Below are 23,199 nucleotides of genomic sequence, written 5' to 3' on the forward strand. Positions count from 1 at the left end.
TTCATCACCACGGATCCGGCAATGATGCGTTCCCCCCTGTTCCTTGCGCTGGCCCTGGCGTTCTCCGCAGCTGCCCCGCTGCTGCCATCCGAGGCCGTCGCCCAGAACGCGCGCGCCGTGCGCGCCACCGCCGAGATGAGCATGGCGCTGTCGGGCAGTATCGATGTGGCGGCCGACGGCTCGGTCAGCGCGCTGGTTCTGGACCAGCAGGCGATGCTCGCACCGGGTATTGCATCGTTCGTGGAGGGCACCATCCGTGGATGGCAGTTCGAGCCGACGCTGCGCGATGGCAAGCCGGTGGCGGTCCACGCACCACTGCGGGTGCGCCTGCGTGGCAAGGAGCAGGACGACGGCAGCTACCAGGTCAGCATGACCAGTGTCGACTTCAGTGAGTATGACCCGAAGGCTACCGATTCGGTGACCCGGAAGAACATGCCGCCACCGCGCTACCCCGAGGATGTCTTCCGCAGTGGCGGGCAGGGTGATGTGCTGCTGCTGGTCAAGGTGGCCCGCGACGGGACCGTGGCCGACGTCATTGCCGAACAGGTGAACATGACCGTGGTCGCGCCGGAGCGGACCCTGGCCAAGATGCGCGACCTGCTCGCCAAGGCCAGCATCAGCGGCGCCCGAAAGTGGACCTTCGTCCCGCCCACGACCGGCGAGAACAGCACGCGCGACTTCTGGACCGTACGCGTGCCGGTGAACTTCGCCCTGAACAGCGACACCGGCAGCAACGGCAATGCCCAGCCGGAGCGCTATGGCCGCTGGCGTGCCTACATCCCCGGCCCACGCCAGGCCGCACCGTGGCGCATGCCGGATGCCGTCGAACAGGCGGGCAGTGATCTGCTGCCGGCCGGGGGCGTGTACATGGTCGATGGCACCCAGCGCGGCCTGCGCCTGCTGACACCGTTGGCGCAACGCTGAGCCCGGCGCGGTGAAGCGGTCGGCCAGGCCGGCCGCTTTTCAGTCCGCGTACGGGTAGACCACCACCCGGTTGCGGCCTTGTTCCTTGGCCATGTACAGGGCCTTGTCGGCCAGCCGCAGTGCCTGCTCGGCATCGACGTGGAAGCTGGGGAAGTGGGCCACGCCCAGTGACACGGTGATGGTGCCGACCGGCTCGAACGGATGATCGGCGATGTGCTGGCGCAGGCGCTCGCCGGCCTGGCGCGCCGAGTCGGTGCTGATGCCCGGCAACAGCAGCAGGAATTCCTCGCCGCCGGCACGGCAGAGGATGTCGCTGTCGCGCGAGTAGCGGCGCATCTGGTCGGCGATATGGACGATGGCCGCGTCGCCGACGTCATGGCCATGGTTGTCGTTGATCGATTTGAAGCGATCGATGTCCAGCGCCAGGATCGCGAACGGAATGCCCTGCACCTGCAGCGCATCCAGCGCCTGCTGCAGGCCGCGGCGATTGAGCAGGCCGGTCAGCGGATCGGTACGGTTGGCGCGGCTGAGCGTGCCGATGCGGTCCTGCAGCGCGTTGAAGCTGTGCAGCACGGCCTGCTTGAGCTGGGCCACCTCGAAGTACCAGGCGCGGATGCCGCTGACGTGGCTGATCGCGTTGCCGGTGTCCTCTCCACCCTGCACGTTTCGCGCCAGCTGCCACAGCGGCATCGAGATGCGACGGGCGAACCACCAGGTGACCAGCAGTGACAGCAGGCCGAGCGGGATCGCATTCCAGATCACCGCGGTCATCAACCGTGACAATGGCTGCAGCGTGGCCTCGGTCGGCCGCTGGGCGATGATGCCCCAGCCGGTGGCCGGCACCGGTGCATAGCCGGCCAGCATCGATACGCCCAGGTTGTTGCGGACCTGCTGCGCACCGCGTTCACCGCGCACGACTGCCTTCACCGCCGGGTTGCCGACCACGTAGTCGCCGACCCGCTTGCCATCGGCGTGGTACAGCAGGCGGCCATTGCGGTCCACCACGTACAGGTACGAGCCGTCGCGGTAGTAGTGCTTGCCCAGCAGCGTGTGCAGCGCACTGCGCTGGCGCAGGTAGAGGGTGCCGCTGACGTAGCCGCGATAGCGGCCCTGGCGATCGAAGATCGGGTGCGACAGCGAGACCAGCAGCTTGCCGGTGGTCGACTGGTAGGGATCGCTGATCATCGGCTGGCGTGCGGCCAGTGCGGCGTTGTTGCCGGCGCTGTGCAGGATCTCGCCCTGCAGCTGCAGGGTCTGCGGCGAGGTGGCGATCACCAGGCCGTCGGCGTCGACCACCAGCGAGGAGTTGAAGCTGTTGGTCTGCAGCTGCAGCCGGCTGGCTTCATCCTGGGCCTGTGCCGGATCGAGATCATTCTGGCCGAGCCGGGTGGCGGCGTAGGCCAGCTCCTGCTGCGCGGCCAGCAGGAAATTCTGGGTGGTCTCGGCCAGCTTGGTGGCATAGACGCGGTTGGCCTCCAGCGTGTTGCCGACCAACTGGTCGCGCTGCACGCGGTAACTGGCCAGCAGGGTATTGGCCAGGGCGATGATGGCGCTGAGCAGGGCCAGGGCGAGGATCAGCTTGCCCAGGTTGAGGCGGGGGGACAGCGTTCGCATGCGTCGACGGATCCGGCAGGAGGCTGGACCCGACCGGTTCTCCGGAAGGGGCGACAGCGGGAATCGGTGGCCACGCCCTTGGGGGCCGGGCAGGGTATGGGGCGAATTATCGCCAAAAGTCAGCGGCGGCAAAGTGAAACAGGTCGCCCTGCAGGCAAAAAAAAACCTGCCGCAGCGGGCGGCAGGTTCTCTTCAATGCAATGGCGTGGATCAGCGCTTCATCGAACCGAAGAACTCGTCGTTGGACTTGGTGTTCTTCATCTTGTCCAGCAGGAATTCCATCGCCGCCATCTCATCCATCGGATGCAGCAGCTTGCGCAGGATCCAGATCTTCTGCAGCAGTTCCGGTTCGATCAGCAGGTCTTCGCGGCGGGTACCGGAACGGTTGATGTCGATGGCCGGGAACACGCGCTTTTCAGCGATACGACGGCTCAGGTGCACTTCGCTGTTGCCGGTGCCCTTGAACTCTTCGTAGATCACCTCGTCCATCTTCGAGCCGGTGTCGACCAGCGCGGTGGCGATGATGGTCAGGCTGCCGCCTTCTTCCACGTTGCGCGCGGCACCGAAGAAGCGCTTCGGGCGGTGCAGGGCGTTGGCGTCCACACCACCGGTCAGCACCTTGCCCGAGCTCGGCACCACGTTGTTGTAGGCGCGGGCCAGGCGGGTGATCGAGTCGAGCAGGATCACCACATCCTTCTTGTGCTCGACCAGGCGCTTGGCGCGCTCGATGACCATTTCGGCCACCTGCACGTGGCGCGCGGCCGGCTCGTCGAAGGTCGAGCTGATGACCTCGCCGCGCACGGTGCGCTGCATTTCGGTCACTTCTTCCGGGCGCTCGTCGATCAGTAGCACGATCAGGTGCACGTCCGGATGGTTGGTGGTGATGGCGGTGGCGACCTGCTGCATCATCATCGTCTTGCCGGCCTTCGGCTGCGACACGATGAGCGAGCGCTGGCCCTTGCCCTGCGGCGCCATCAGATCGAGGATGCGGCCGGTGATGTCTTCCGACGAACCGTTGCCACGCTCAAGGGTGAAGCGGCGTCGCGGGAACAGTGCGGTCAGGTTCTCGAACAGCACCTTGTTCTTCGACGCTTCGATCGGCTCGCCGTTGATGGTGTCGACGATGTTCAGCGCGAAGTAGCGCTCGCCGTCCTTCGGGAAGCGGATGCGGCCGGAGATGTGGTCGCCGGTGCGCAGGTTGAAGCGGCGGATCTGGCTGGGCGAGATGTAGGTGTCGTCAGGGCCGGCCAGGTAGCTGGCTTCGGCCGCGCGCAGGAAACCGAAGCCATCCGGCAGGATTTCCAGCACACCATCGGCGGCGACGCCGTCACCGTGGCGGGTCAGCACCTTCAGCAGGGCGAAGATCACGTCCTGCTTGCGGGCACGGGCCACGCCTTCGGAGATCTGCAGCTGCTCGGCGATTTCCAGCAGCTTCTGTGCCGGCATGCGCTTGAGGTCGCTCAGCGAGTACACCGGGAAGCCCTCGGGCACGTTGGCGTGCGGGCGCGGCACGAACGGCTGCTGCTCACCGCCGTCATTGGACATGCCGTCGTCGCGGAAGCGATTGTTGCGGTCACGGTCGCGGCGGTTGCGGAAGCGGTCGCGTCGGTTGCCCTGACCTTGCCCCTGGCCCTGCTGGCCGTTCTGGTTGTACGGGTTCTGGCCCTGGTTCTGGCCACCCCCCTGGTGATTCTGCTGCCGCGGCTGGCCGGATTCGCGGCCCTCGCCACCCTCGCCACCGCCACTGCTGGCAGGGGCCTCGGCGGCGGGCGCGCTCGGCGCAGGTGCTGCGGCCGGCGCCGGTGCTTCGGGCGCGGCGGCCAGCGGCAGGGTCGGCTGCGCCGGAGCGGCGCTGGTTTCTGCGGCTGCCGGGGCGGCGGCCTTGCTCACGCGGGGCTTGCGCACGCGCTTTTCGGCGGGCGCATCAGCGCTGCCGGTTTCGGAAGTGTTATCGGACAAGAGCGTTATTCCTCGCTTGACGGTGCGAGCGCCCGGCTGGGGCGGCGAACGTTGGGAATGGGTCTGGAAGAAACTGCGTCCAGAGGGTGCGGCACGCGAACGCGGCCGGATATGCCGACACTATCATCGGCCTGCGGCGCCATGCAAGGGTCGCCGGGAACAGCATTCATCATGGGCGTGGTGCGCCCGCCGGCAGCCGCGCTCGGCGGCTGCCGGAGACCGGCAGGATCAGGCCAGGGCCTTGTCCAGCAGGCCGGCCAGCTGGGCCTTGCCCACTGCACCGATCTGCTCGCCGACCTTCTCGCCATCCTTGAACACGACCAGGTACGGAATCGAACGCACGTGGTACTTCGCGGCCAGCGCACGGTTGTGGTCAACGTTGACCTTGGCGATCTTGGCGCGGCCCTGGTAGGCATCGGCCAGCTCGTCCAGCGCCGGGGCGATCATCTTGCAGGGGCCACACCACTCGGCCCAGAAATCGACCAGCACCGGTTCCTTGGAATTCAGTACTGCGCTATCAAAGTCGGCGTCGCCGACATGTACAACCTTGTCGCTCATCTTGGTTTCTCGTCTTGGATTGCACCCGGCCATGCCGGAGGTGGGTGAACTGGGCCTTGCCCGGTGGCGCGACCCTCGTCGTTGCCTCGCGGCGCACTGCCGCGGTGCGTTCGGCGGGATGCCTGGACGCTCACGGCCGGCAGTGTACCCCTATCGCGGGGCAGGGACAGGCGCCGTCTGGAACCCAGCGTATCGTGATCGCTTCGATGCCCGGTATGTGTCGGATTTCACTGTCCTCCTGTACATGGGGCTGGCAGTGCGCGACACCAGCGCCCCAGACCGGGCCGTTCAAGTCCAGTGTGGCTGGGTGAAGGTGGCGTCTCTGGGAATCGTGAGACGCCGCATTCCGGTTTGCCTGCCCGAGTGCGTTAAACTGGGGCATTGCGCGGCGTGCGGACCGGTGGTCCCTGCCTGCCAACCCGCCGCAGGGGCCGCAGTTTGCGACGGTGCCCCCAGACGATGAAGTGCCAGCCGCCCCACGGGCCGGCGGCCATACCAAGACGGACTCATGAGCGACAAACCGCTGACCGATTTGACCTTCTCCTCCTTCGAGCTGCACCCGGCCCTGCAGGCCGGCCTTGAAGGAGCCGGATTCACCCGCTGCACCCCGATCCAGGCGCTGACCCTGCCGGTCGCGCTGCCCGGTGGTGATGTTGCCGGCCAGGCCCAGACCGGTACCGGCAAGACCCTGGCCTTCCTGGTCGCTGTCGTGAACCGCCTGCTGACCCGTCCGGCGCTGGCCGACCGCAAGCCGGAAGACCCCCGCGCCCTGATCCTCGCCCCGACCCGTGAGCTGGCCATCCAGATCCACAAGGATGCGGTGAAGTTCGGTTCCGACCTGGGCCTGCGTTTCGCCCTGGTCTACGGTGGCGTGGATTACGACAAGCAGCGCGAGCTGCTGCAGCAGGGCGTGGACGTGATCATCGCCACCCCGGGCCGCCTGATCGACTACGTCAAGCAGCACAAGGTGGTTTCGCTGCATGCCTGCGAGATCTGCGTGCTCGACGAAGCCGACCGCATGTTCGATCTGGGCTTCATCAAGGACATCCGCTTCCTGCTGCGCCGCATGCCGGAACGCACCATCCGCCAGACCCTGCTGTTCAGCGCCACCCTCAGCCATCGCGTGCTGGAGCTGGCCTACGAGCACATGAACGAGCCGCAGAAGCTGGTGGTCGAAGCCGAGACCATCACCGCTGCCCGCGTGCGCCAGCGCATCTACTTCCCGGCCGACGACGAGAAGATCCCGCTGCTGCTGGGCCTGCTGTCGCGCAGCGAAGGCGCGCGGACCATGGTGTTCGTCAACACCAAGGTGTTCGTCGAGCGCGTCGCCCGCTCGCTGGAGAAGGCCGGCTACCGTGTCGGCGTGCTGTCCGGCGATGTGCCGCAGAAGAAGCGCGAAAGCCTGCTCAACCGCTTCCAGAAGGGCCAGCTGGAAATTCTGGTGGCCACCGACGTCGCCGCCCGTGGCCTGCACATCGATGGCATCAAGTACGTCTACAACTACGACCTGCCGTTCGATGCCGAAGACTACGTGCACCGCATCGGCCGTACCGCGCGCCTGGGTGAAGAAGGTGATGCGATCAGCTTCGCCTGCGAACGCTACGCGATGGGCCTGCCGGACATCGAGGCCTACATCGAGCAGAAGATTCCCTCCGAGCCGGTCACCAAGGAACTGCTGACGCCGCTGCCGCGCCCGGAACGCCCGGCCCCGGCTGCAGGCGAGGAAGGCGAGGACAACGAAAGCGTCGGCCAGATCTTCCGTGAAGCGCGCGAAGCCCGCGCCGCCGAGGAAGAGCGTCGGGGTGGTGGCCGCAGTGGCGGTCGTTCCGGCAGTGGTGGTGGTCGTGGTGGCCGTGACGGCGAGCGCAGCGGCGAACGCCGTTCGCGCGGCCCGCGCAAGCCGCGCGTGGAAGGCGAGCAGGGCGCTGCCGCCCCGGTCGCCGGTGCTGAAGGCGCCGCCGCCACGGCCCCGCGTCCGCCGCGCCCGCCGCGCGCCGAAGGCGCACCGGAAGGTGCCGTGGAGGGTGAACACAAGCCACGCAAGCGCCGTCGTCGTCGCCATGGCCGTCCGGTCGAGGGTGCCGAGGGCGTGCAGGCCAACGCCGGCAACGGCGCGAGCCCGGTGACCCCGGTGCAGGTGGTGGCCAAGCCGGTGCGTACCGCCGCCGATACCGGCGATTCGTTCCTGACCCGCATCGGCCGCAAGATCCGCCGGATGCTGTCGGGCAACTGATCCTGTAGCACCCGACCGTTGGTCGGGTGGCTTCATGGGCGTGCCGGCCAGCGGCCGGCACTACCGATCCCGTGACCATCTCCACGCCGTCGCGCCGGTCCTGCATAATCGGGGCATGAGTGTCCTGCGCTTCGACAATGTCAGCAAACAGTACGCCGGTGGCCACGAGGCACTGACCGATGTCAGCTTCGAGGTCGCGCCGGGCGAGATGCTGTTCGTCACCGGCCATTCCGGTGCGGGCAAAAGTACGCTGCTCAAGTTGATCCACCTCGATGAGCGGCCCAGCCGTGGCGCGGTGGTGTTCGACGAGCGCAACCTGCTGAAGGTGCGCGGCGGCGACGTGCCGCGCCACCGACGCGCGGTGGGGGCGGTCTACCAGGACCACCGCCTGCTGATGGACCGCTCGATTGCCGAGAACGTGGCGCTGCCGCTGATCCTGCGTGGTACCCGCCGTGGCGACATCAACAAGCGCGTGCGTTCAGTGCTTGAGCGCATGGGCCTGGGCCATCGTGAGAAGGCACTGCCCTCGCAGTTGTCGGCCGGCGAGCAGCAGCGCGTCGGCATCGCCCGTGCCATCGTCGGCGAGCCCAAGCTGCTGGTGGCCGATGAGCCGACCGGCAATCTCGACCCGACCCTTGCAGCGGAGATCATGGCCCTGTTCGCCGAGCTGCCCTCGCGCGGCACCAGCGTGCTGGTGGTCAGCCACGACCTGCCGCTGCTGCGCCGCATGCGCAAGCGCGTATTGATCCTCGACCACGGCCGGCTGGTGGATGACATCTCGCCGCAGGACCTGGCGGAGTAACCGATGGCGAAGAACGAAAACAGCGAAGCCGCCGCCCCGTCGCGCGTGGGCGTCTGGTTCCAGCACCACGTGCACAGCGTGGTGTTCAGCCTGGGCCGCGCCTGCCGCAAGCCGTGGGCGACCCTGCTGACCGTGATGGTCATGGCGCTGGCCCTGGCGTTGCCGCTGGGGCTGTCGATCGCGCTGGACAACCTCAAGCAGTTCGCCGGCAGCGTGCAGCAGTCGCGCGACATCAACGTGTTCCTGAAGGGCAACATCGATGGTCCCGGTGCGCTTCGCCTGGCCGGCCAGCTGCGCGACCGCGATGACGTGGCCGAAGTGAATGTGCGCACACCCGAGCAGGGCCTGCAGGAACTGCGCGATGCCGGCCTCGGTGAGGCGATCGATGCGCTCAACGACAATCCGTTGCCCTCGCTGCTGGTGATCACCCCGGGCCAGGGCAAGGACGACGCACGCCTGGCACGCGCGCTGGAAAGCCTGCCCGAGGCCGATCTGGTGCAGCACGATGCGCTGTGGCGCCAGCGCCTGGACGCCTGGCTGGCGTTCGGTGCACGTCTGGTGCAGGTGCTGTCGGTGCTGCTCGGCGTGGGCGCCGCGCTGGTGGTCGGCAACACGGTGCGCCTTGACATCCAGGCCCGTCGCGAAGAGATCGGCGTGCTGCAGCTGCTCGGCGCGAGCGATGGCTTCATCCGCCGCCCGTTCCTGTACCTGGGCGCGTGGTACGGGCTGGGCGCCGGCGCAGTAGCGCTGGCCCTGATCGGCGCCGCCGGTGCCGCCCTGCGCGTGCCGCTGGCCGAACTCTCGCGCAGCTACGGCAGCCCGTTCGTGCTGCATGGCCTGGACCTGCTGCACGGCGGCCTGGTCCTGGTCGGCACGCTGCTGCTGGGCTGGCTGGGCGCCTGGCTGGTGACCGGCCACTTCCTCCGCCAGACCCGCCCGACCGACACCTGAGACCGGCATGCAACCGCAAGCGCTGAAGCACCTTGAAGGGCCCGCGACGCGGGTGATGGTGGTCGATGGTTCGAAGCTGGTCCGCAAGCTGATCGCCGATGTCCTGCAGCGTGACCTGCCGGGCGTGGAGGTGATCGGCTGCGACAGCATCGAGGATGCGCAGCAGGCGCTGGCGCAAGGCCCGGTGGACCTGGTGACGACCTCGCTGACCCTGCGCGATGGCGACGGCCTGGCGCTGGCGCGGATGGTGCGCGAAGCCGCCGGCCAGGCCTATGTGCCGGTGATCGTTGTGTCCGGCGATGCCCAGCAGCACCTGGAGCAGCGTCGCTTCACCGAGTACGTCACCGACTATTTCGACAAGGCGCTGGGCCATGAGGCACTGGCGACCTTCATCCGTGGCTATGTGCAGCCGCAGACCATCCCCGGCGCCACCATCCTCTACATCGAGGACAGCCGCGTGGTGGCCGAGGCCACCAAGCGCATGCTTGAGCGGCAGCAGCTGAACGTACTGCACGTGGTCAGCGCCGAAGAGGCATTCACCCTGCTCACTGCCGAGTCGCTGGGCCGCAGCCGCCACCGCATCGACCTGGTGCTGACCGATGTCACCCTGAAGGGCGAACTGAGCGGGCGCGACGTGGTGCAGCGCGTGCGCGTGGACTTCGGTTACGGCAAGCGCCGCCTGCCGGTGCTGGTGATGACCGGTGACGGCAACCCGCACAACCAGACCGGGCTGCTGCAGTCCGGTGCCAATGACCTGGTGCTCAAGCCGATCGAAGAGCGGCTGCTGGTCACCAAGGTGCTGTTCCAGCTGCGCCTGGCCCGATTGAACGATGGACCCCTGATTCGATGATGGATGAAGTAGCCGACACCCCGACGATCCAGCTGGAACCGAGCTGGAAGCAGCATGTCGGCGATTACCTGCTGCAGCCGCAGATGCGCGAGCTGTCCAGCTTCCTGCGCCAGCGCAAGGCCAGTGGCGCGGCGGTGTTCCCGCCCGGCCCGCAGATCTTCGCCGCGTTCGACGCCACGCCGTTCGAGCAGGTGAAGGTGGTGATCCTCGGGCAGGACCCGTACCACGGCCGCGGCCAGGCGCATGGCCTGAGTTTCTCGGTGCCGCCGGGCGTGCCGGTGCCGCCGTCGCTGCTGAACATCTACAAGGAGATCGAGAGCGATCTCGGCATCCCGCGCCCGGACCACGGCTGCCTGATTCCGTGGGCGCAACGTGGGGTGCTGCTGCTCAATGCCGTGCTGACGGTGGAAGAGGGCAAGGCTGGTGCCCACCAGGGACGTGGCTGGGAGGGCTTCACCGATCACGTGGTGGATGTGCTCAACCGCGAACGCGAAGGCCTGGTGTTCATGCTGTGGGGCGCCTATGCGCAGCAGAAGGGCAAGGTCATCGACACCCGTCGCCATCGCGTGCTGAAGTCGCCGCACCCGTCGCCGCTGTCGGCCCATCGTGGCTTCCTCGGCTGCCGGCATTTCTCGATGGCCAACGAGTACCTGCAGCGCCGCGGCCAGGCCCCGATCGACTGGTCGCTGCCGCCGCGTTCGGCGCTCTGAGCACCGTCGGGCTGCTGGGCCTGAACACCGGGCAACGTCTCCGGGCCTGAATGGGTCTGCAGAACGGCCCGTTCAGCTCCGCTTGACTGAAATCGGCCGGTTTCTGCCAGGTAATTGCTTGAATTCCAAGGGATTGTGAATCCCGAAAAGCATGCTCGCCACTGTCATCAAATCGCGCTACGGTAGGGCTCTGTTTGGGACCAGTGTTGCATCAATAGGATGCTGGAACTTTTTCCTCCTTTAGCAGTCCAAATCCCGGACTGCTAAGATGGGTGCCTATGAGCCAGAACACCTCTACTGCCCTTGTGGCAAACAATCTCCCGATTCCCAGTGCGCTCGGTTCGCTGGACGCCTACATCGGTGCCGTGCACCAGATCCCGGTGCTGTCGGTCGATGACGAACAGGACCTGGCCCGTCGCTTCCGCGACGGCAACGATCTGGACGCCGCCCGCGAGCTGGTGCATTCGCACCTGCGCTTCGTGGTCCACGTGGCCCGCGGCTACAACGGCTACGGCCTCGCGCTGGGCGACCTGATCCAGGAAGGCAACATCGGCCTGATGAAGGCGGTCAAGCGCTTCGACCCGGACATGGGCGTGCGCCTGGTCTCCTTCGCCGTGCACTGGATCCGTGCCGAAATGCACGAGTTCATCCTGAAGAACTGGCGCATCGTGAAGGTCGCCACCACCAAGGCGCAGCGCAAGCTGTTCTTCAACCTGCGCAAGTCGAAGACGCGCCTGGGCTGGATGAACGCGGCTGAAGTCAGCGCGGTGGCCAAGGACCTGAACGTGTCCGAGCGCGAGGTCATGGAAATGGAGTCGCGCCTGTCCGGTCGCGATATCGGTTTCGATGCGCCGACCGACGAGGACAACGAGCACGCCCCGCCGTCGCCGGCTGCGTTCCTGGTTGCCGATGACGAAGACCCGTCGATGGCCTACGAACGCGAGGACAGCGAAGACAACCAGATGCAGCTGCTGCGCGAAGGCCTGGCCGAACTGGATGCGCGTTCGCGCGACATCATCCGCCGTCGCTGGCTGGATGCCGACAGCAAGGTGACGCTGCAGGAGCTGGCCGACGAGTACGGCGTGTCCGCCGAGCGCATCCGCCAGGTCGAGGCGAACGCGCTGAAGAAGATGAAGGCGCTGTTCACCGCGTAAGGCGGGATGGCGTTGAAGCCAGGAAAAGGCCCGGCATTGCCGGGCCTTTTCTTTTTGGTGGCGTTCTCATCCACGCATGGCGTGGATCTACCAATGTCAGTAGAGCCACGCCATGCGTGGCTGTGGCGCGGTCGTCACTCTTCGCGTGCGATCGCGCGCCAGCCGATGTCGGTGCGGTGGAACGCGTTGGCCCAGCTCACCTTGGCGACGCCGGCATAGGCATTGGCCTGCGCGTCGCGCACGCTGTCGCCCAGTGCCGCTACGCACAGCACGCGGCCGCCGGCACTGACCACCTGGCCCTGCGCATCCAATGCGGTACCGGCATGGAACACCTTGGCGCTGGCCGGCACGTCGCCGAGGCCGGAAATCACATCACCGGTGATCGGCGATTCCGGATACGGCCGGGCAGCCATCACTACGCCCAGCGACGGGCGCGGGTCCCAGTGCGCTTCCACCTGGTCCAGCCGGCCGTCGATGGCCGCTTCGACCAGTTCGACCAGATCGGACTGCAGGCGCAGCATCACCGGCTGGGTTTCCGGATCGCCGAAGCGCACGTTGAATTCGATCACCTTCGGCGCGCCGCTGGCATCGATCATCAGGCCGGCGTAGAGGAAACCGGTGAACGGGATGCCGTCGGCGATCATGCCCTGCACGGTCGGGTTCACCACTTCGCGCATCACGCGTGCATGCACCTCCGGGGTGACCACCGGGGCCGGCGAGTACGCGCCCATGCCACCCGTGTTGGGGCCGGTGTCGCCGTCGCCGACGCGCTTGTGGTCCTGCGAGGTGGCCATCGGCAGCGCATGCACGCCGTCCACCATCGAAATGAAGCTGGCTTCCTCGCCATCGAGGAATTCCTCGATCACCACGCGGGCGCCGGCATCGCCGAACGCGTTGCCGGAGAGCATGTCACGCACCGCGTCTTCGGCCTCGGCCAACGTCATTGCGACGATCACACCCTTGCCGGCGGCGAGGCCATCGGCCTTGACCACGATCGGTGCACCCTTCTCGCGGATGTAGGCCAGGGCAGCGTCCACGTCGGTGTGCACGGCATAGAACGCGGTGGGGATGTTGTGGCGGGCCAGGAAGTCCTTGGCGTAGGCCTTGCTGCCTTCCAGCTGCGCGGCGGCGGCGGTCGGCCCGAAGATGCGCAGGCCGGCGGCGCGGAAGCGGTCGACCACGCCGGCCACCAGCGGTACTTCCGGGCCGACCACGGTCAACGCCACGCCTTCAGCCTGGGCCAGCGCCAGCAGCCCGTCGATATCGGTCACCTTCACCGCCACGTTGCGGCACTTGTCTTCGCTGGCGGTACCGGCGTTGCCGGGCGCCACGATCACGTCGGTGACACGGGAGGACTGGGCCAGCTTCCATGCCAGGGCGTGTTCGCGGCCGCCGGAGCCGATGACGAGGATCTTCATGGGACAGGGTTCTCGGAAACGGAAAAGAAAAGCCGGGCAGGGCCCGGCTTGGTGATGCGGATCAGTGGCGGAAGTGGCGCACGCCGGTGAACACCATGGCCAGGCCATGTTCGTCGGCGGCGGCGATCACTTCGGCATCGCGCATCGAACCGCCCGGCTGGATGACCGCCTTGATGCCAGCGGCAGCGGCGGCATCGATGCCATCGCGGAACGGGAAGAACGCATCGGAGGCCATCACCGAACCCTCGACCACCAGGTTCGCATCGGCGGCCTTGATGCCGGCGATGCGCGCCGAGTACACGCGGCTCATCTGGCCGGCGCCCACGCCGATGGTGCGATTGTCCTTGGCGTAGACGATCGCGTTGGACTTCACGAACTTGGCCACCTTCCAGGCAAACAGCAGGTCGGTGAACTGCTTGTCGGTCGGCGCCAGCTTGCTGACCACCTTCAGCTCGTCGCGGGTCATGCCGCGGTTGTCCGACGACTGCAGCAGCAGGCCCGAGCCGACGCGCTTGCTGTCGAAGTTGTTCAGGCCGTCGCCATGCGGGATGCGCAGCACGCGTACGTTGGCCTTCTTCTGCGCGTATTCCAGCGCGGCCGGCTCGTAGTCCGGGGCAATCAGCACTTCCACGAACTGGCGGTCCAGGATCACCTTGGCGGTGGCGGCGTCCAGCGGCTTGTTGAAGGCGATGATGCCGCCGAAGGCGCTGGTCGGGTCGGTGGCGTAGGCCAGCTCGTAGGCATCGCCGTTGCCGGCGCCGACGGCCACGCCGCACGGGTTGGCGTGCTTGACGATGACGCAGGCCGGCGCATCGAACTGGCGCACGCATTCCCACGCCGCATCGGCATCGGCCAGGTTGTTGTAGCTCAGCTCCTTGCCCTGCAGCTGCTGGAAGGTGGCCAGCGTGCCCGGCACCGGGTACAGGTCGCGGTAGAACGCGCCGCTCTGGTGCGGGTTCTCGCCGTAGCGCAGGTCCATCACCTTCACGAAGGTGGAGTTCATCTGCGCCGGGTATTCGGCACGGGCCGGCACGGCGGCGTCGGTGGCGGTGACCGCCGACAGGTAGTTGCTGATCGCCGCATCGTACTGGGCGACGCGGTTGAACGCGGCCACCGAGAACGCGAAGCGGGTGGCAGCCGTCAGCTGGCCGTTGTTGGCCTCCAGCGAGGCCAGCAGCTCGGGGTACTGCGACGGGTCGGTGGCCACTGCCACGCGGGCGAAGTTCTTGGCCGCCGAACGCAGCATGGCCGGGCCGCCGATGTCGATGTTCTCGACCGCGTCGGCCAGGGTGCACTCGGCCTTGGCGGTGACCGATTCGAACGGGTACAGGTTCAGCACCAGCAGGTCGATGGCGCCGATGCCGTGCTCGGCCATCACCGCGTCATCCAGGCCGGAGCGGCCCAGCAGGCCGCCGTGCACCATCGGGTGCAGGGTCTTGACCCGGCCGTCCATCATTTCCGGGAAACCGGTGACCTCGGCCACGTCCTTCACTGCCAGGCCCGCCTCGCGGATCGCCTTGGCGGTGCCGCCGGTGGACAGCAGCTCCACGCCGCGTGCCGCCAGCGCAGTGGCCAGCTCGACCAGACCGGTCTTGTCGGAAACGGAGAGGAGGGCCCGGCGGACGGGCAACAGATCAGCAGTCATGGGACAGAATCGGCAGCGGAGCGGGGCCGATATTGTAGGCGGTGGCGGCCGGTGGCGGGCGCTGGTGGTGGCAATCAACCCGCACCGATGGGCTGTGGCCGCCTTCAGCACCGTCTGGCCGGGGGCGGTCCGCAATCAATTCGATGGGGCACGCTGCCCCAATCGGGTAGGCTGTGCGGGAACTGCCAAGGATCAGCGGGTTCGGATCGTGTCGATCTATGCATTGAAAGGACGTTTTCAGGACCTCCTGCGTCCGGCCGTACGCGGCCTGTACCGCATGGGGATCACCGCCAATGCGGTGACCGTGGCCGCTGCCGTGGTCTCGCTGCTGGTGGCCGGCGCCGTCTGGTGCTGCGCGCCGGCCCAGCCATGGCTGTACCTGCTGCTGCCGCTGTGGATGCTGCTGCGCATGGCGCTCAACGCGGTGGACGGCATGCTGGCCCGCGAATTCGGCCAGCAGTCGCGGCTGGGTGCCTATCTGAACGAATTGTGCGATGTGATCGCCGATGCGGCGCTGTACCTGAGCCTGCTCAGCGTGCCGGGCGTGCGCCCGGAGGCGCTGTGGCTGTTGGCCTGGACCGCGGCGCTGAGCGAATACGCCGGCGTGCTGGGGCTGATGGTCGGCGCCAGCCGCCGCTATGACGGCCCGATGGGCAAAAGCGACCGCGCCTTCGTGATCGGTGCGCTGGGCCTGCTGCTGGCGTTTGAGTGGGTTGGCGCGATGACGATCACGGGGGTGGCCGCGGCCATGGCGGTGCTGTGCGTGCTGACGATGATCAACCGGGTCCGTCGCGGACTGCGGGAAACCGCAGTTTCGCCAAATTAATCAAGCAGATAGAAAAAGACAATCAGGAGATTGCATGCGTCAGGCGCAGGAGCGGGAATTCCACAGCTTCGACCAGGTACCGCTGTTCTACCGGTACTGGGCGGGCACCACAGCCACCCCGGCCACCCGGGCCATCGTGCTGCTGCACCGCGGGCACGAGCACTCCGGGCGCGTTACCCATCTGGTCGATGAGCTGGACCTGCCTGACACCGCCTTCTTCGCCTGGGATGCGCGCGGCAATGGCCGTTCGCCGGGCGCGCGTGGCGATGCACCGGGCTTTCCGGCGCTGGTGCGCGACCTGGACAGCTTCATCGCCCACATCGGCGCCGAGCATGGCATCGCGGTGGAAGACATCGTGGTGATCGCGCAGAGCGTGGGTGCCGTGGTCGCCGCCACCTGGGTGCACGACTACGCGCCGCGCCTGCGCGCGCTGGTGATGGCTTCGCCGGCGTTCAAGGTGAAGCTGTACGTGCCGTTCGCACGCCCGGGCCTGGCATTGATGCAGAAGCTGCGCGGCAACTTCTTCGTCAACAGCTACGTCAAGCCGCAATGGCTGACCCACGATCCGGCGCGGGTGGAAAGCTACCGCACCGATCCGCTGATCACCCGGCCGATCTCGGTGCGCGTGTTGCTGGGCCTGTATGAGGCGGCCGATCGCATCGTCGCCGATGCGCAGGCCATCAGCGTGCCGGTGCAGTTGCTGGTGTCCGGCTCGGACTTCGTCGTGCACCGTGGCCCGCAGGACCGCTTCTACGAGCGCCTGTCCAGCCCGATCAAGGAGCGCGTGCATCTGCCGGGCTTCTTCCACGACACGCTGGGCGAGCGTGATCGGGCACCGGCACTGGCACGTATCCGCAGCTTCATCCAGGCGCGATTCGCCGAACCGTTGCGCGAGTTGTCGCGGCGCGATGCGCACCGCCATGGGCCGACATTTGAGGAGTCTGAAATCCTGGCCTGGCCGCCCGAGCGCAACAGCCTGGCCGACCTGCGCTGGCGCGTGGTGCGCGGTGGCCTGCGCTTTGGCGGCAGACTGTCCGAAGGCATTGCACTGGGCCTGCAGACCGGTTTCGATTCGGGCAGCACGCTGGACTACATCTATCGCGACGAAGCACGTGGCAAGGGCCCGTTGGGGCGCCTGGTCGACCGCAACTACCTGGATGCGATCGGCTGGCGCGGCATCCGCATTCGCGGTCGGCACCTGCAGGAACTGCTGCGCGATGCCGCCCAACGCCTGCGCGGGCAGGGCATGCCGGTGCGCGTGCTGGACGTGGCCGCTGGCCATGGCCGTTATGTACTGGAAGCGCTGGGCCAGGGCGAGCAACGCGCCGAGCGCATCGTGCTGCGCGACTTCAGCGGTCTGAACGTGACCCAGGGCCAGGCGTTGATCGAGCGCCTCGGTACGTCCGACATCGCCCGTTTCGAACAGGGCGATGCGTTCGATCCGGTGCAGCTGGCGCAGGTCGATCCGGCGCCGACGCTGGCGGTGGTATCGGGCCTGTACGAACTGTTCCCCGACAACGACGCCGTGCTGCGCTCGCTGCAGGGCATCGCCGCAACGGTGCCGATGGGTGGCTACCTGGCCTACACCGGCCAGCCCTGGCACCCGCAGCTGGAGTTCATCGCCCGCGCGCTGACCAGTCATCGTGGTGGCGCTGCTTGGGTGATGCGCCGCCGCACCCAGCAGGAAATGGATGAACTGGTGCGCCTGGCCGGGTTCGAGAAAGTGGCGCAGCGCATCGATGACTTCGGCATCTTCACTGTGTCGCTGGCACGCCGGACCGCGTGATGGCGACGCTGGCTGCAACTCCGCTTGCCACGGCGGGGCGCCCCTGGCGGCGCGCGCTGCTGTGGCTGGCCCTGCTGGGCCCGTTCTTCTTTGCCAGCTACGGCTTCGCCAACTGGATGGCTGGCCGCCACGCCGAACTGCCGGTGATGGCGTTCGGCTGGGAAACGCAGATTCCGTTCGTGCCATGGACGATCGTGCCGTACTGGTCGATCGACCTGTTCTACGCGGTCTCGTTCTTCCTGTGCCGGCAGCGCCTCGAACTGGACCGGCACGCATTGCGGCTGTTCAGTGCACAGCTGATCGCCGTGAGCTGCTTCCTGCTGTGGCCGCTGCGCTTCAGTTTCGAGCGGCCGGAGATCGGCGGCGTGTTCGGTTGGCTGTTCGATGTGCTGCTGGGTTTCGACAAGCCGTTCAACCAGGCGCCATCGCTGCACATCGTGCTGCTGATCGTGCTGTGGGTGAAGTTCGCGCAGTACCTGCACGGTGCCTGGCGCTGGGTACTGCATGTGTGGGCGCTGCTGATCGGCGTCTCGGTGTTGACCACGTTCCAGCATCATTTCATCGACATCCCGACCGGGCTGCTGGCCGGCTGGCTGTGCGTGTGGCTGTGGCCGGAGCAGGGCACGCCACCGCTGCGGGCCTGGCGCATCGCGCGGCATGCCAAGCGGTGGCGATTGGCTGCGCTGTACCTGCTGGCGGCCGCCGTGCTGCTGGTGCCAGTGGTCCTGCTGCGGGGTACGGCGTTGTGGCTGCTGTGGCCGGTGGTGTCGCTGATGCTGGTGGCGCTGGCGTATGCCGGGCTGGGCACGGCGGTGTTCCAGAAGCGCGCCGAGGGTCGCCTGACCATGGCGGCACGCTGGCTGCTGGCACCGTACCTGGGCGCCGCCTGGGTCAACTCGCGGCTGTGGACACGGCGTGCGCCGCAGCCGGTGCCGGTGCTGGACGGCGTGTGGCTGGGCCGGATTCCCTGCACGGTATTGCCGGCACCTCTGGTGGGCGTGGTCGATGCCTGCGCCGAGCTGTCCTGCTGCGCGCCGGGTGCGGCGTATGGCAGCGTGCCGATGCTGGACCTGGTGGTGCCCACGCCGGAGCAGCTGCGCGAGGCCGCCGACGCCATCGAGCGTCTGCGGCCGCAGGGACCGCTGCTGGTGTGCTGTGCACTGGGCTATTCGCGCAGTGCCGCCAGCGTGGCGACGTGGCTGCTGCGCACGGGCCGTGCCGCGGAAGTCGGAGCGGCGGTCGCCATCGTGCGTGCGGCACGCCCCGGCATCGTGCTGGGCCCGGAGCATCTGCAAGCCATCACCGCAGCGGCTGGAGTGCGCGCATGAGTGCCGTTCCCGATCTGGCGACCATGCAACTGCTGCTGCGCCAGGGACGCTGGCCCGCGCTGCTGTCGCTGGGGCTGCTGCTGGTGGCGCTGCTGCTGCTGGGCATCGAAGCGGGGGTGGCGATGATCGCCGCCGGGCTGTTGCTGCTCAGTGTGGGCGCTGGGCTCGTGCAGGCCTACCATGCATGGCGGGTCGGGCTGGACGCGAGCCTGCTGCAGCTGTTGCGCGATGAAGGCCTGGAAGGCGAAGCCGCTGCACGCCGTACCGACCAGTTGCTGCAGGACAGTGGCCTGCGCCGCACACCGGCCGATGCGCCGCTGCGCGGCTGGGACGTGCGTTGGGCCGGCATGCGCCGGCTGCTGCTGCGCCAGTACCTGCTGACGGCAGTGCAGGCCGCACTACTGGTACTGGCCGTAGTGTGGCCGCAGACGTGAACGGGAGGGACCGATGTTCGCCGAACTGATTGCACGCGCCTGCAGTGGCGCGATCCACGTGGTGACGGGCGCCCGTGCGCTGTGGATCGGCTGTGCGCCGTCCAGCGAGCGCCGCGTGTACTACGGCAACCACGCCAGCCATGGCGACTTCGTGCTGATCTGGTCGTCGATGCCGCCCGCGCTGCGGCGACAGGTACGCCCGGTGGCCGCCGCCGAATACTGGCAGCGCGACGGCCTGCGCCGCTACCTGATCGATGCGGTGTTCAACGGTGTACTGGTAGAGCGTGAGGCCGGGCATCGCCAGCAGGACCCGTTGCAGGTGCTGCGCGATGCGGTCGACGAAGAGTGCTCGCTGATCCTGTTCCCGGAAGGCACGCGCAATGTGGGCGATGAGCCGCTGCTGCCGTTCAAGAGCGGCATCTACCACCTGGCGCGGCAACGGCCGGAGCTGGAGTTCGTGCCGGTGTGGATCGACAACCTGAAGCGGGTGATGCCGAAGGGCCGGTTCCTGCCGCTGCCGCTGCTGTGCACGGCTACGTTCGGCACGCCGCTGCGGCTGCAGGCCGACGAGGACAAGGCTGCATTCCTGGCCCGCAGCCGGCAGGCGCTGCTGGACCTGGCGCCGAATGGAGGGCGCGCATGAGCTATCTGATGGACGTGTCCGGTGACCTGGCCGCGCGCAGCGTGGGCCAGCAGACCGGTCTGCTGTTTGCCGGCGTCGGCGCGGTGCTGGTGCTGGCCACGCTGGTGGCCGAGACCCTGCGCTGGCGGCAGCGTGGGCAGCCCAGTGCAGTGATCGCCAACCTGGTGTCGCGCATCCGCGCCTGGTGGGTGATGGCGATCGTGGTCGGGCTGGCGCTGTTCTTCGGTCGCGCCGGGGTGATCGTACTGTTTGCGATCATCTCGCTGTTCGCGCTGCGCGAGTTCATCACTCTGGCACCGACCCGCTCGGGCGACTACTACGCGCTGCTGGCCGCGTTCTACATCGTGCTGCCGTGGCAGTACTACCTGGTGTGGATCGACTGGTACGGCATGTACACGCTGCTGATTCCGGTCTACGCATTCCTGTTCCTGCCGATCCTGTCGACCATCGGTGGTGACACCACGCACTACCTGGAGCGCACCGCGAAGGTGCAGTGGGGGCTGATGATCTGCGTGTTCTGCATCTCGCACGTGCCGCTGCTGCTGAACCTGCACGTGCCTGGCCATGACCCGTCGCGCAACGTGCTGCTGTTCGCCTTCCTGGTGATCGTGGTGCAGTCCTCGGACGTGCTGCAGTACATCTGGGGCAAGCTGCTGGGCAGGCACCTGGTCGCGCCGAAGCTGTCGCCGTCGAAGACGGTGGAGGGCTTCGTGGGCGGCGTGCTGAGTGCCAGTGCGCTGGGTGCGGCACTGTGGTGGATCACCCCGTTCACGCCGCTGCAGGCGTTCGGCCTGTCGCTGCTGATCAACCTGATGGGGTTCTGGGGAGGGCTGGTGATGTCGGCGATCAAGCGCGACCGTGGCATCAAGGACTGGGGCCACATGATCGAGGGCCATGGCGGCATGCTCGACCGGCTGGATTCGGTGTGCTTCGCCGCGCCCGTGTTCTTCCATGTGGTGCGGTATTACTGGAAGGCGGGCGGGGGCGGGTGATCCTACCGGGCCTTCATCCACGCATGGCGTGGATCTACTGACGGGCGGAGGCGGATGATTCTGCCGGGCTTCCATCCACGCATGGCGTGGATCCACCGGTAGTGCCGGCCGCTGGCCGGCAACTGCAACTTCCTGCCATCGTTCATGGGGTTGCCGGCCAGCGGCCGGCACTACCCACGCGCGCTTACGCGCTGATGCCGTATTCCTTCAGCTTCTTGCGCAGGGTGGCGCGGTGGATGCCCAGCATCGCCGCGGCGCGGCTCTGGTTGCCTTCGCAGTGGTTGAGCACTTCCACGAACAGCGGGATTTCCATCTCGCGCAGCACGATCTCGTAGACATCGTCCGCGTCGCAGCCATCAAGGTCACGCAGGTAGCGGCGCACGGACTGGGCGACGTGTTCACGCAGCGGTGGCCGGGGAGCGCCACGACTGTTGTCAGGACGAGAGAGGACAGCGTTCAAGGGGGTTCCCGATTCGGTTGGCCCGTGCGCGCGGAGCGCGCGGCCGGACGAGGTGGTGGCGGCCAGTCTAGCGCGAGCGTGCCCGACCTGCCACGGCTGGTCGCCTCTATCCTGCTCAGAGGAAGTCGAAGGTGAATGCGACGGTGGATGCGGCGGGTTCCTGCACGCGGAACGCAATGCGTGCACTCTGGCCAGGTTCCAGCACGGCCGCGCCGGGGTTCTCGCCGAGGTACTGCGCCGGTGCGAACACGCCGCTGCCGATCACCCGGCCATCGGCATCGGACAGCGACAGGCGCAGATCCGGCCAGGCCTGTGCCCAGCGCGCATCGTTGCGGATGCTGGCCTGCACCTGCAGTACGCCGGCCTGGCCCGGCACGGGGCGGATCTCGCGGCTGGTCATGGTGAACGCGGTGGGTTCATGCCAGGCCGGCAGGCTGCAGCGCAATACGCCGCACAGTGCGCCCAGCCAGGCGCGGTTGCCGGCGTCGGCGGCCAGTCGCGCACGATCGGCCAGAACACTCTGCAGGACCAGCAGCAGTGCCAGTCCGGCGACCAGCCCCCAGTGCCAGCGTGGCGTCGGCAGTGCGCGTGGCCGCGAGGTGCCCAGGAAACTGGGTGCATCTCCGGCCACGGCCTGCGGGACCGGAGCGGCAAGGACGGGTTCGATCACGGCCGCTTCGTCGGGGTTGACGATGTCATCGCACTGTCGCGTTTCCGCCATCGGTGGCAACGCCGCTTCGAGGGGGGCGCGGGCTTGGGCTGGCGGGATGTCATCCATCGCCGGGTCGGGCGTGCGTGAATCGGTCGCAGGTGCAGCCTCGCCTTCCGACGCGGGGCGCAGGAAGGTGGCCAACGGGCGGCGCGGCGGGTTCGGCTCGGACATGCTCAGGGTGCGGGCTCGGATCCAGCGGTCATTCAATCACGATCAGGCGCGGCGTATGCCGGTGATGCGCATCCAGTCGCCATCCTGGGTCGCATGCAGGTCGTCGAACCACGCGGCGTAGCGCTGCAGCAGTTCGCCTTCCTGGCCATGCAGGATGCCGGACAGGGCGATGCGGCCGCCGGCAGCGACGCGCGCGGCCAGCAGCTCGGCCAGCGCGTCCAGTGCCGAGGCGAGGATGTTGGCAACCACGATCGGGTAGGTGGCGACCGGTTCGTCCTGCGGCAGGTACACGTGCATGCGCGCCTGCTCGCCGTTGCGCTCGGCATTGTCGGCGGTGGCGACCAGCGCCTGCGGGTCGTTGTCCACGCCGATCGCTTCGGCGGCACCCAGCTTCAGCGCGGCCAGGGCGAGGATGCCCGAGCCACAGCCGAAGTCGAGCACGCGCTGTCCCTGCAACTGGCCGTCCACGGCCAGCTGGTCCAGCCAGCGCAGGCACAGGGCGGTGGTCGGGTGGGTGCCCGAGCCGAAGGCCAGGCCCGGGTCCAGCCGCACCACGGCGGCATCGGCGGCCTGCGCGGCGTCCGGCAGTTCATGGTTCCACGGCACGATCCAGGTACGGCTGCCGAAATCCATCGGCTGGAACTGGTCCAGCCAGGCGCGTTCCCAGTCTTCATCCTCGACGGCGCGGAAGCTGCCGTTGCTCCAGTCCAGTTCCGGATCGAACGATTCCAGCGCGGCCAGCAGCAACAGCGCATTGCTGTCGGCGGGGAACAGTGCGCTCAGCACCAGGGTGTCCCACAGCGGCGTTTCACCCACGCCGGGTTCGAGGATGGCCTGTTCGTTGCTGGTGTCGGCTTCGGCATCGAGCAGGGTCACGGCCAGTGCGCCGACGTCCTCCAGCGCATTTTCATAGCGGGGCTGGGTGGCTTCGGTGCAGCGCAGGGTCAGTTCCAGGAACGGCATGGCGGTGGGGGCAATCACGGGAAAGGGGGCCATGCTAGACCATCGGGGCGTCTCCGTATTGCCTGA

21 protein-coding genes are annotated in these 23,199 nt (G+C 67.7%); 13 read left to right on the top strand and 8 right to left on the bottom strand.

Annotated elements, in window-relative coordinates:
• Window positions 1–21: 21 nt before the first annotated feature.
• Window positions 22–924, top strand: a complete 903-nt coding sequence (locus AC5P7X_RS00425; protein WP_495214316.1) for an energy transducer TonB — start codon at window positions 22–24, stop codon at window positions 922–924.
• Between the two features lie 39 nt (window positions 925–963).
• On the opposite strand, the gene AC5P7X_RS00430 is transcribed toward AC5P7X_RS00425, so the two are convergent.
• From AC5P7X_RS00430 to trxA, 3 genes are all read right to left on the bottom strand, one after another.
• Window positions 964–2,538 (bottom strand): sensor domain-containing diguanylate cyclase, encoded by a 1,575-nt coding sequence (locus tag AC5P7X_RS00430; protein ID WP_053498294.1) that lies wholly within the window; start codon window positions 2,536–2,538, stop codon window positions 964–966.
• A gap of 210 nt (window positions 2,539–2,748) precedes the next feature.
• Window positions 2,749–4,497: a transcription termination factor Rho gene (rho, locus tag AC5P7X_RS00435; RefSeq protein WP_053498291.1), complete on the bottom strand. Its 1,749-nt coding sequence runs from the start codon at window positions 4,495–4,497 to the stop codon at window positions 2,749–2,751.
• Window positions 4,498–4,725: 228 nt separating this feature from the next.
• Window positions 4,726–5,055, bottom strand: a complete 330-nt coding sequence (gene trxA / locus AC5P7X_RS00440) for a thioredoxin (protein WP_005411275.1) — start codon at window positions 5,053–5,055, stop codon at window positions 4,726–4,728.
• Window positions 5,056–5,563: 508 nt separating this feature from the next.
• On the opposite strand from trxA, the gene rhlB reads away from it, so the two are divergent.
• The 6 genes from rhlB to rpoH all read left to right on the top strand — a co-directional run bounded on the left by rhlB (window position 5,564) and on the right by rpoH (window position 11,755).
• Window positions 5,564–7,288: an ATP-dependent RNA helicase RhlB gene (gene rhlB, locus AC5P7X_RS00445; RefSeq protein ID WP_053498289.1), complete on the top strand. Its 1,725-nt coding sequence runs from the start codon at window positions 5,564–5,566 to the stop codon at window positions 7,286–7,288.
• A 115-nt stretch (window positions 7,289–7,403) separates the two neighbouring features.
• Window positions 7,404–8,090, top strand: coding sequence for a cell division ATP-binding protein FtsE (gene ftsE, locus AC5P7X_RS00450; RefSeq protein WP_005419728.1), 687 nt, complete (start codon window positions 7,404–7,406; stop codon window positions 8,088–8,090).
• Between the two features lie 3 nt (window positions 8,091–8,093).
• Window positions 8,094–9,041, top strand: coding sequence for a permease-like cell division protein FtsX (ftsX, locus tag AC5P7X_RS00455; RefSeq protein ID WP_005419726.1), 948 nt, complete (start codon window positions 8,094–8,096; stop codon window positions 9,039–9,041).
• A 7-nt stretch (window positions 9,042–9,048) separates the two neighbouring features.
• Window positions 9,049–9,891: a response regulator gene (locus AC5P7X_RS00460; RefSeq protein WP_005411271.1), complete on the top strand. Its 843-nt coding sequence runs from the start codon at window positions 9,049–9,051 to the stop codon at window positions 9,889–9,891.
• Window positions 9,888–10,601, top strand: coding sequence for a uracil-DNA glycosylase (gene ung, locus AC5P7X_RS00465; protein WP_005419723.1), 714 nt, complete (start codon window positions 9,888–9,890; stop codon window positions 10,599–10,601). The genes AC5P7X_RS00460 and ung overlap by 4 nt, the downstream gene beginning before the upstream one ends.
• Before the next feature lie 278 nt (window positions 10,602–10,879).
• A complete protein-coding gene (rpoH, locus tag AC5P7X_RS00470; protein WP_005411269.1) occupies window positions 10,880–11,755 on the top strand; it encodes an RNA polymerase sigma factor RpoH in 876 nt (291 codons plus the stop codon).
• Between the two features lie 134 nt (window positions 11,756–11,889).
• Here the strand turns inward: rpoH and purD are convergent, their stop codons facing one another.
• Both purD and purH read right to left on the bottom strand, forming a co-directional pair.
• On the bottom strand, window positions 11,890–13,173 hold the full coding sequence (purD, locus tag AC5P7X_RS00475) for a phosphoribosylamine--glycine ligase (protein WP_053498286.1): 1,284 nt from the start codon (window positions 13,171–13,173) through the stop codon (window positions 11,890–11,892).
• A gap of 61 nt (window positions 13,174–13,234) precedes the next feature.
• On the bottom strand, window positions 13,235–14,818 hold the full coding sequence (purH, locus tag AC5P7X_RS00480; protein WP_053498284.1) for a bifunctional phosphoribosylaminoimidazolecarboxamide formyltransferase/IMP cyclohydrolase: 1,584 nt from the start codon (window positions 14,816–14,818) through the stop codon (window positions 13,235–13,237).
• A gap of 208 nt (window positions 14,819–15,026) precedes the next feature.
• On the opposite strand from purH, the gene AC5P7X_RS00485 reads away from it, so the two are divergent.
• The 6 genes from AC5P7X_RS00485 to AC5P7X_RS00510 are packed head-to-tail and all read left to right on the top strand — an operon-like array spanning window position 15,027 to window position 20,827.
• Complete coding sequence (locus AC5P7X_RS00485; protein WP_053498281.1) at window positions 15,027–15,644, top strand: CDP-alcohol phosphatidyltransferase family protein; 618 nt, start codon at window positions 15,027–15,029, stop codon at window positions 15,642–15,644.
• A 34-nt stretch (window positions 15,645–15,678) separates the two neighbouring features.
• Window positions 15,679–17,430 (top strand): bifunctional alpha/beta hydrolase/class I SAM-dependent methyltransferase, encoded by a 1,752-nt coding sequence (locus AC5P7X_RS00490; RefSeq protein ID WP_495214317.1) that lies wholly within the window; start codon window positions 15,679–15,681, stop codon window positions 17,428–17,430.
• The gene (locus AC5P7X_RS00495; protein WP_495214319.1) at window positions 17,430–18,758 is read left to right on the top strand and encodes a phosphatase PAP2/dual specificity phosphatase family protein; all 1,329 of its coding nucleotides are present in this window, start codon (window positions 17,430–17,432) and stop codon (window positions 18,756–18,758) included. The genes AC5P7X_RS00490 and AC5P7X_RS00495 overlap by 1 nt, the downstream gene beginning before the upstream one ends.
• Window positions 18,755–19,192, top strand: coding sequence for a hypothetical protein (locus AC5P7X_RS00500; RefSeq protein WP_053498275.1), 438 nt, complete (start codon window positions 18,755–18,757; stop codon window positions 19,190–19,192). The genes AC5P7X_RS00495 and AC5P7X_RS00500 overlap by 4 nt, the downstream gene beginning before the upstream one ends.
• Window positions 19,193–19,205: 13 nt before the next feature.
• A complete protein-coding gene (locus AC5P7X_RS00505) occupies window positions 19,206–19,835 on the top strand; it encodes a lysophospholipid acyltransferase family protein (RefSeq protein WP_005419712.1) in 630 nt (209 codons plus the stop codon).
• A complete protein-coding gene (locus AC5P7X_RS00510) occupies window positions 19,832–20,827 on the top strand; it encodes a phosphatidate cytidylyltransferase (protein WP_005419709.1) in 996 nt (331 codons plus the stop codon). The genes AC5P7X_RS00505 and AC5P7X_RS00510 overlap by 4 nt, the downstream gene beginning before the upstream one ends.
• Window positions 20,828–21,011: 184 nt before the next feature.
• On the opposite strand, the gene fis is transcribed toward AC5P7X_RS00510, so the two are convergent.
• The 3 genes from fis to prmA all read right to left on the bottom strand — a co-directional run bounded on the left by fis (window position 21,012) and on the right by prmA (window position 23,133).
• Window positions 21,012–21,287, bottom strand: a complete 276-nt coding sequence (gene fis / locus AC5P7X_RS00515) for a DNA-binding transcriptional regulator Fis (protein WP_005419706.1) — start codon at window positions 21,285–21,287, stop codon at window positions 21,012–21,014.
• A 115-nt stretch (window positions 21,288–21,402) separates the two neighbouring features.
• Window positions 21,403–22,170 carry a DUF3426 domain-containing protein gene (locus tag AC5P7X_RS00520; RefSeq protein ID WP_070489370.1) on the bottom strand — a complete coding sequence of 256 codons (768 nt, stop codon included), beginning with the start codon at window positions 22,168–22,170 and terminating at the stop codon, window positions 21,403–21,405.
• A gap of 42 nt (window positions 22,171–22,212) precedes the next feature.
• Window positions 22,213–23,133, bottom strand: a complete 921-nt coding sequence (gene prmA, locus AC5P7X_RS00525) for a 50S ribosomal protein L11 methyltransferase (protein ID WP_329847296.1) — start codon at window positions 23,131–23,133, stop codon at window positions 22,213–22,215.
• Window positions 23,134–23,199: the final 66 nt, after the last annotated feature.

It is taken from the genome of Stenotrophomonas sp. YJH_SMC_53, from assembly GCF_059369995.1.

What these genes read in the sequence shown, in the direction of transcription:
- AC5P7X_RS00425 (WP_495214316.1), top strand. Translation starts at nt 22, where the DNA reads ATGATGCGTTCCCCCCTGTTCCTTGCGCTGGCCCTGGCGTTCTCCGCA.
- AC5P7X_RS00430 (WP_053498294.1), bottom strand. Translation starts at nt 2,538, where the DNA reads ATGCGAACGCTGTCCCCCCGCCTCAACCTGGGCAAGCTGATCCTCGCC.
- trxA (WP_005411275.1), bottom strand. Translation starts at nt 5,055, where the DNA reads ATGAGCGACAAGGTTGTACATGTCGGCGACGCCGACTTTGATAGCGCA.
- rhlB (WP_053498289.1), top strand. Translation starts at nt 5,564, where the DNA reads ATGAGCGACAAACCGCTGACCGATTTGACCTTCTCCTCCTTCGAGCTG.
- ftsE (WP_005419728.1), top strand. Translation starts at nt 7,404, where the DNA reads ATGAGTGTCCTGCGCTTCGACAATGTCAGCAAACAGTACGCCGGTGGC.
- ftsX (WP_005419726.1), top strand. Translation starts at nt 8,094, where the DNA reads ATGGCGAAGAACGAAAACAGCGAAGCCGCCGCCCCGTCGCGCGTGGGC.
- AC5P7X_RS00460 (WP_005411271.1), top strand. Translation starts at nt 9,049, where the DNA reads ATGCAACCGCAAGCGCTGAAGCACCTTGAAGGGCCCGCGACGCGGGTG.
- ung (WP_005419723.1), top strand. Translation starts at nt 9,888, where the DNA reads ATGATGGATGAAGTAGCCGACACCCCGACGATCCAGCTGGAACCGAGC.
- rpoH (WP_005411269.1), top strand. Translation starts at nt 10,880, where the DNA reads ATGAGCCAGAACACCTCTACTGCCCTTGTGGCAAACAATCTCCCGATT.
- purD (WP_053498286.1), bottom strand. Translation starts at nt 13,173, where the DNA reads ATGAAGATCCTCGTCATCGGCTCCGGCGGCCGCGAACACGCCCTGGCA.
- purH (WP_053498284.1), bottom strand. Translation starts at nt 14,818, where the DNA reads ATGACTGCTGATCTGTTGCCCGTCCGCCGGGCCCTCCTCTCCGTTTCC.
- AC5P7X_RS00490 (WP_495214317.1), top strand. Translation starts at nt 15,679, where the DNA reads ATGCGTCAGGCGCAGGAGCGGGAATTCCACAGCTTCGACCAGGTACCG.
- AC5P7X_RS00495 (WP_495214319.1), top strand. Translation starts at nt 17,430, where the DNA reads ATGGCGACGCTGGCTGCAACTCCGCTTGCCACGGCGGGGCGCCCCTGG.
- AC5P7X_RS00500 (WP_053498275.1), top strand. Translation starts at nt 18,755, where the DNA reads ATGAGTGCCGTTCCCGATCTGGCGACCATGCAACTGCTGCTGCGCCAG.
- AC5P7X_RS00505 (WP_005419712.1), top strand. Translation starts at nt 19,206, where the DNA reads ATGTTCGCCGAACTGATTGCACGCGCCTGCAGTGGCGCGATCCACGTG.
- AC5P7X_RS00510 (WP_005419709.1), top strand. Translation starts at nt 19,832, where the DNA reads ATGAGCTATCTGATGGACGTGTCCGGTGACCTGGCCGCGCGCAGCGTG.
- AC5P7X_RS00520 (WP_070489370.1), bottom strand. Translation starts at nt 22,170, where the DNA reads ATGTCCGAGCCGAACCCGCCGCGCCGCCCGTTGGCCACCTTCCTGCGC.
- prmA (WP_329847296.1), bottom strand. Translation starts at nt 23,133, where the DNA reads ATGCCGTTCCTGGAACTGACCCTGCGCTGCACCGAAGCCACCCAGCCC.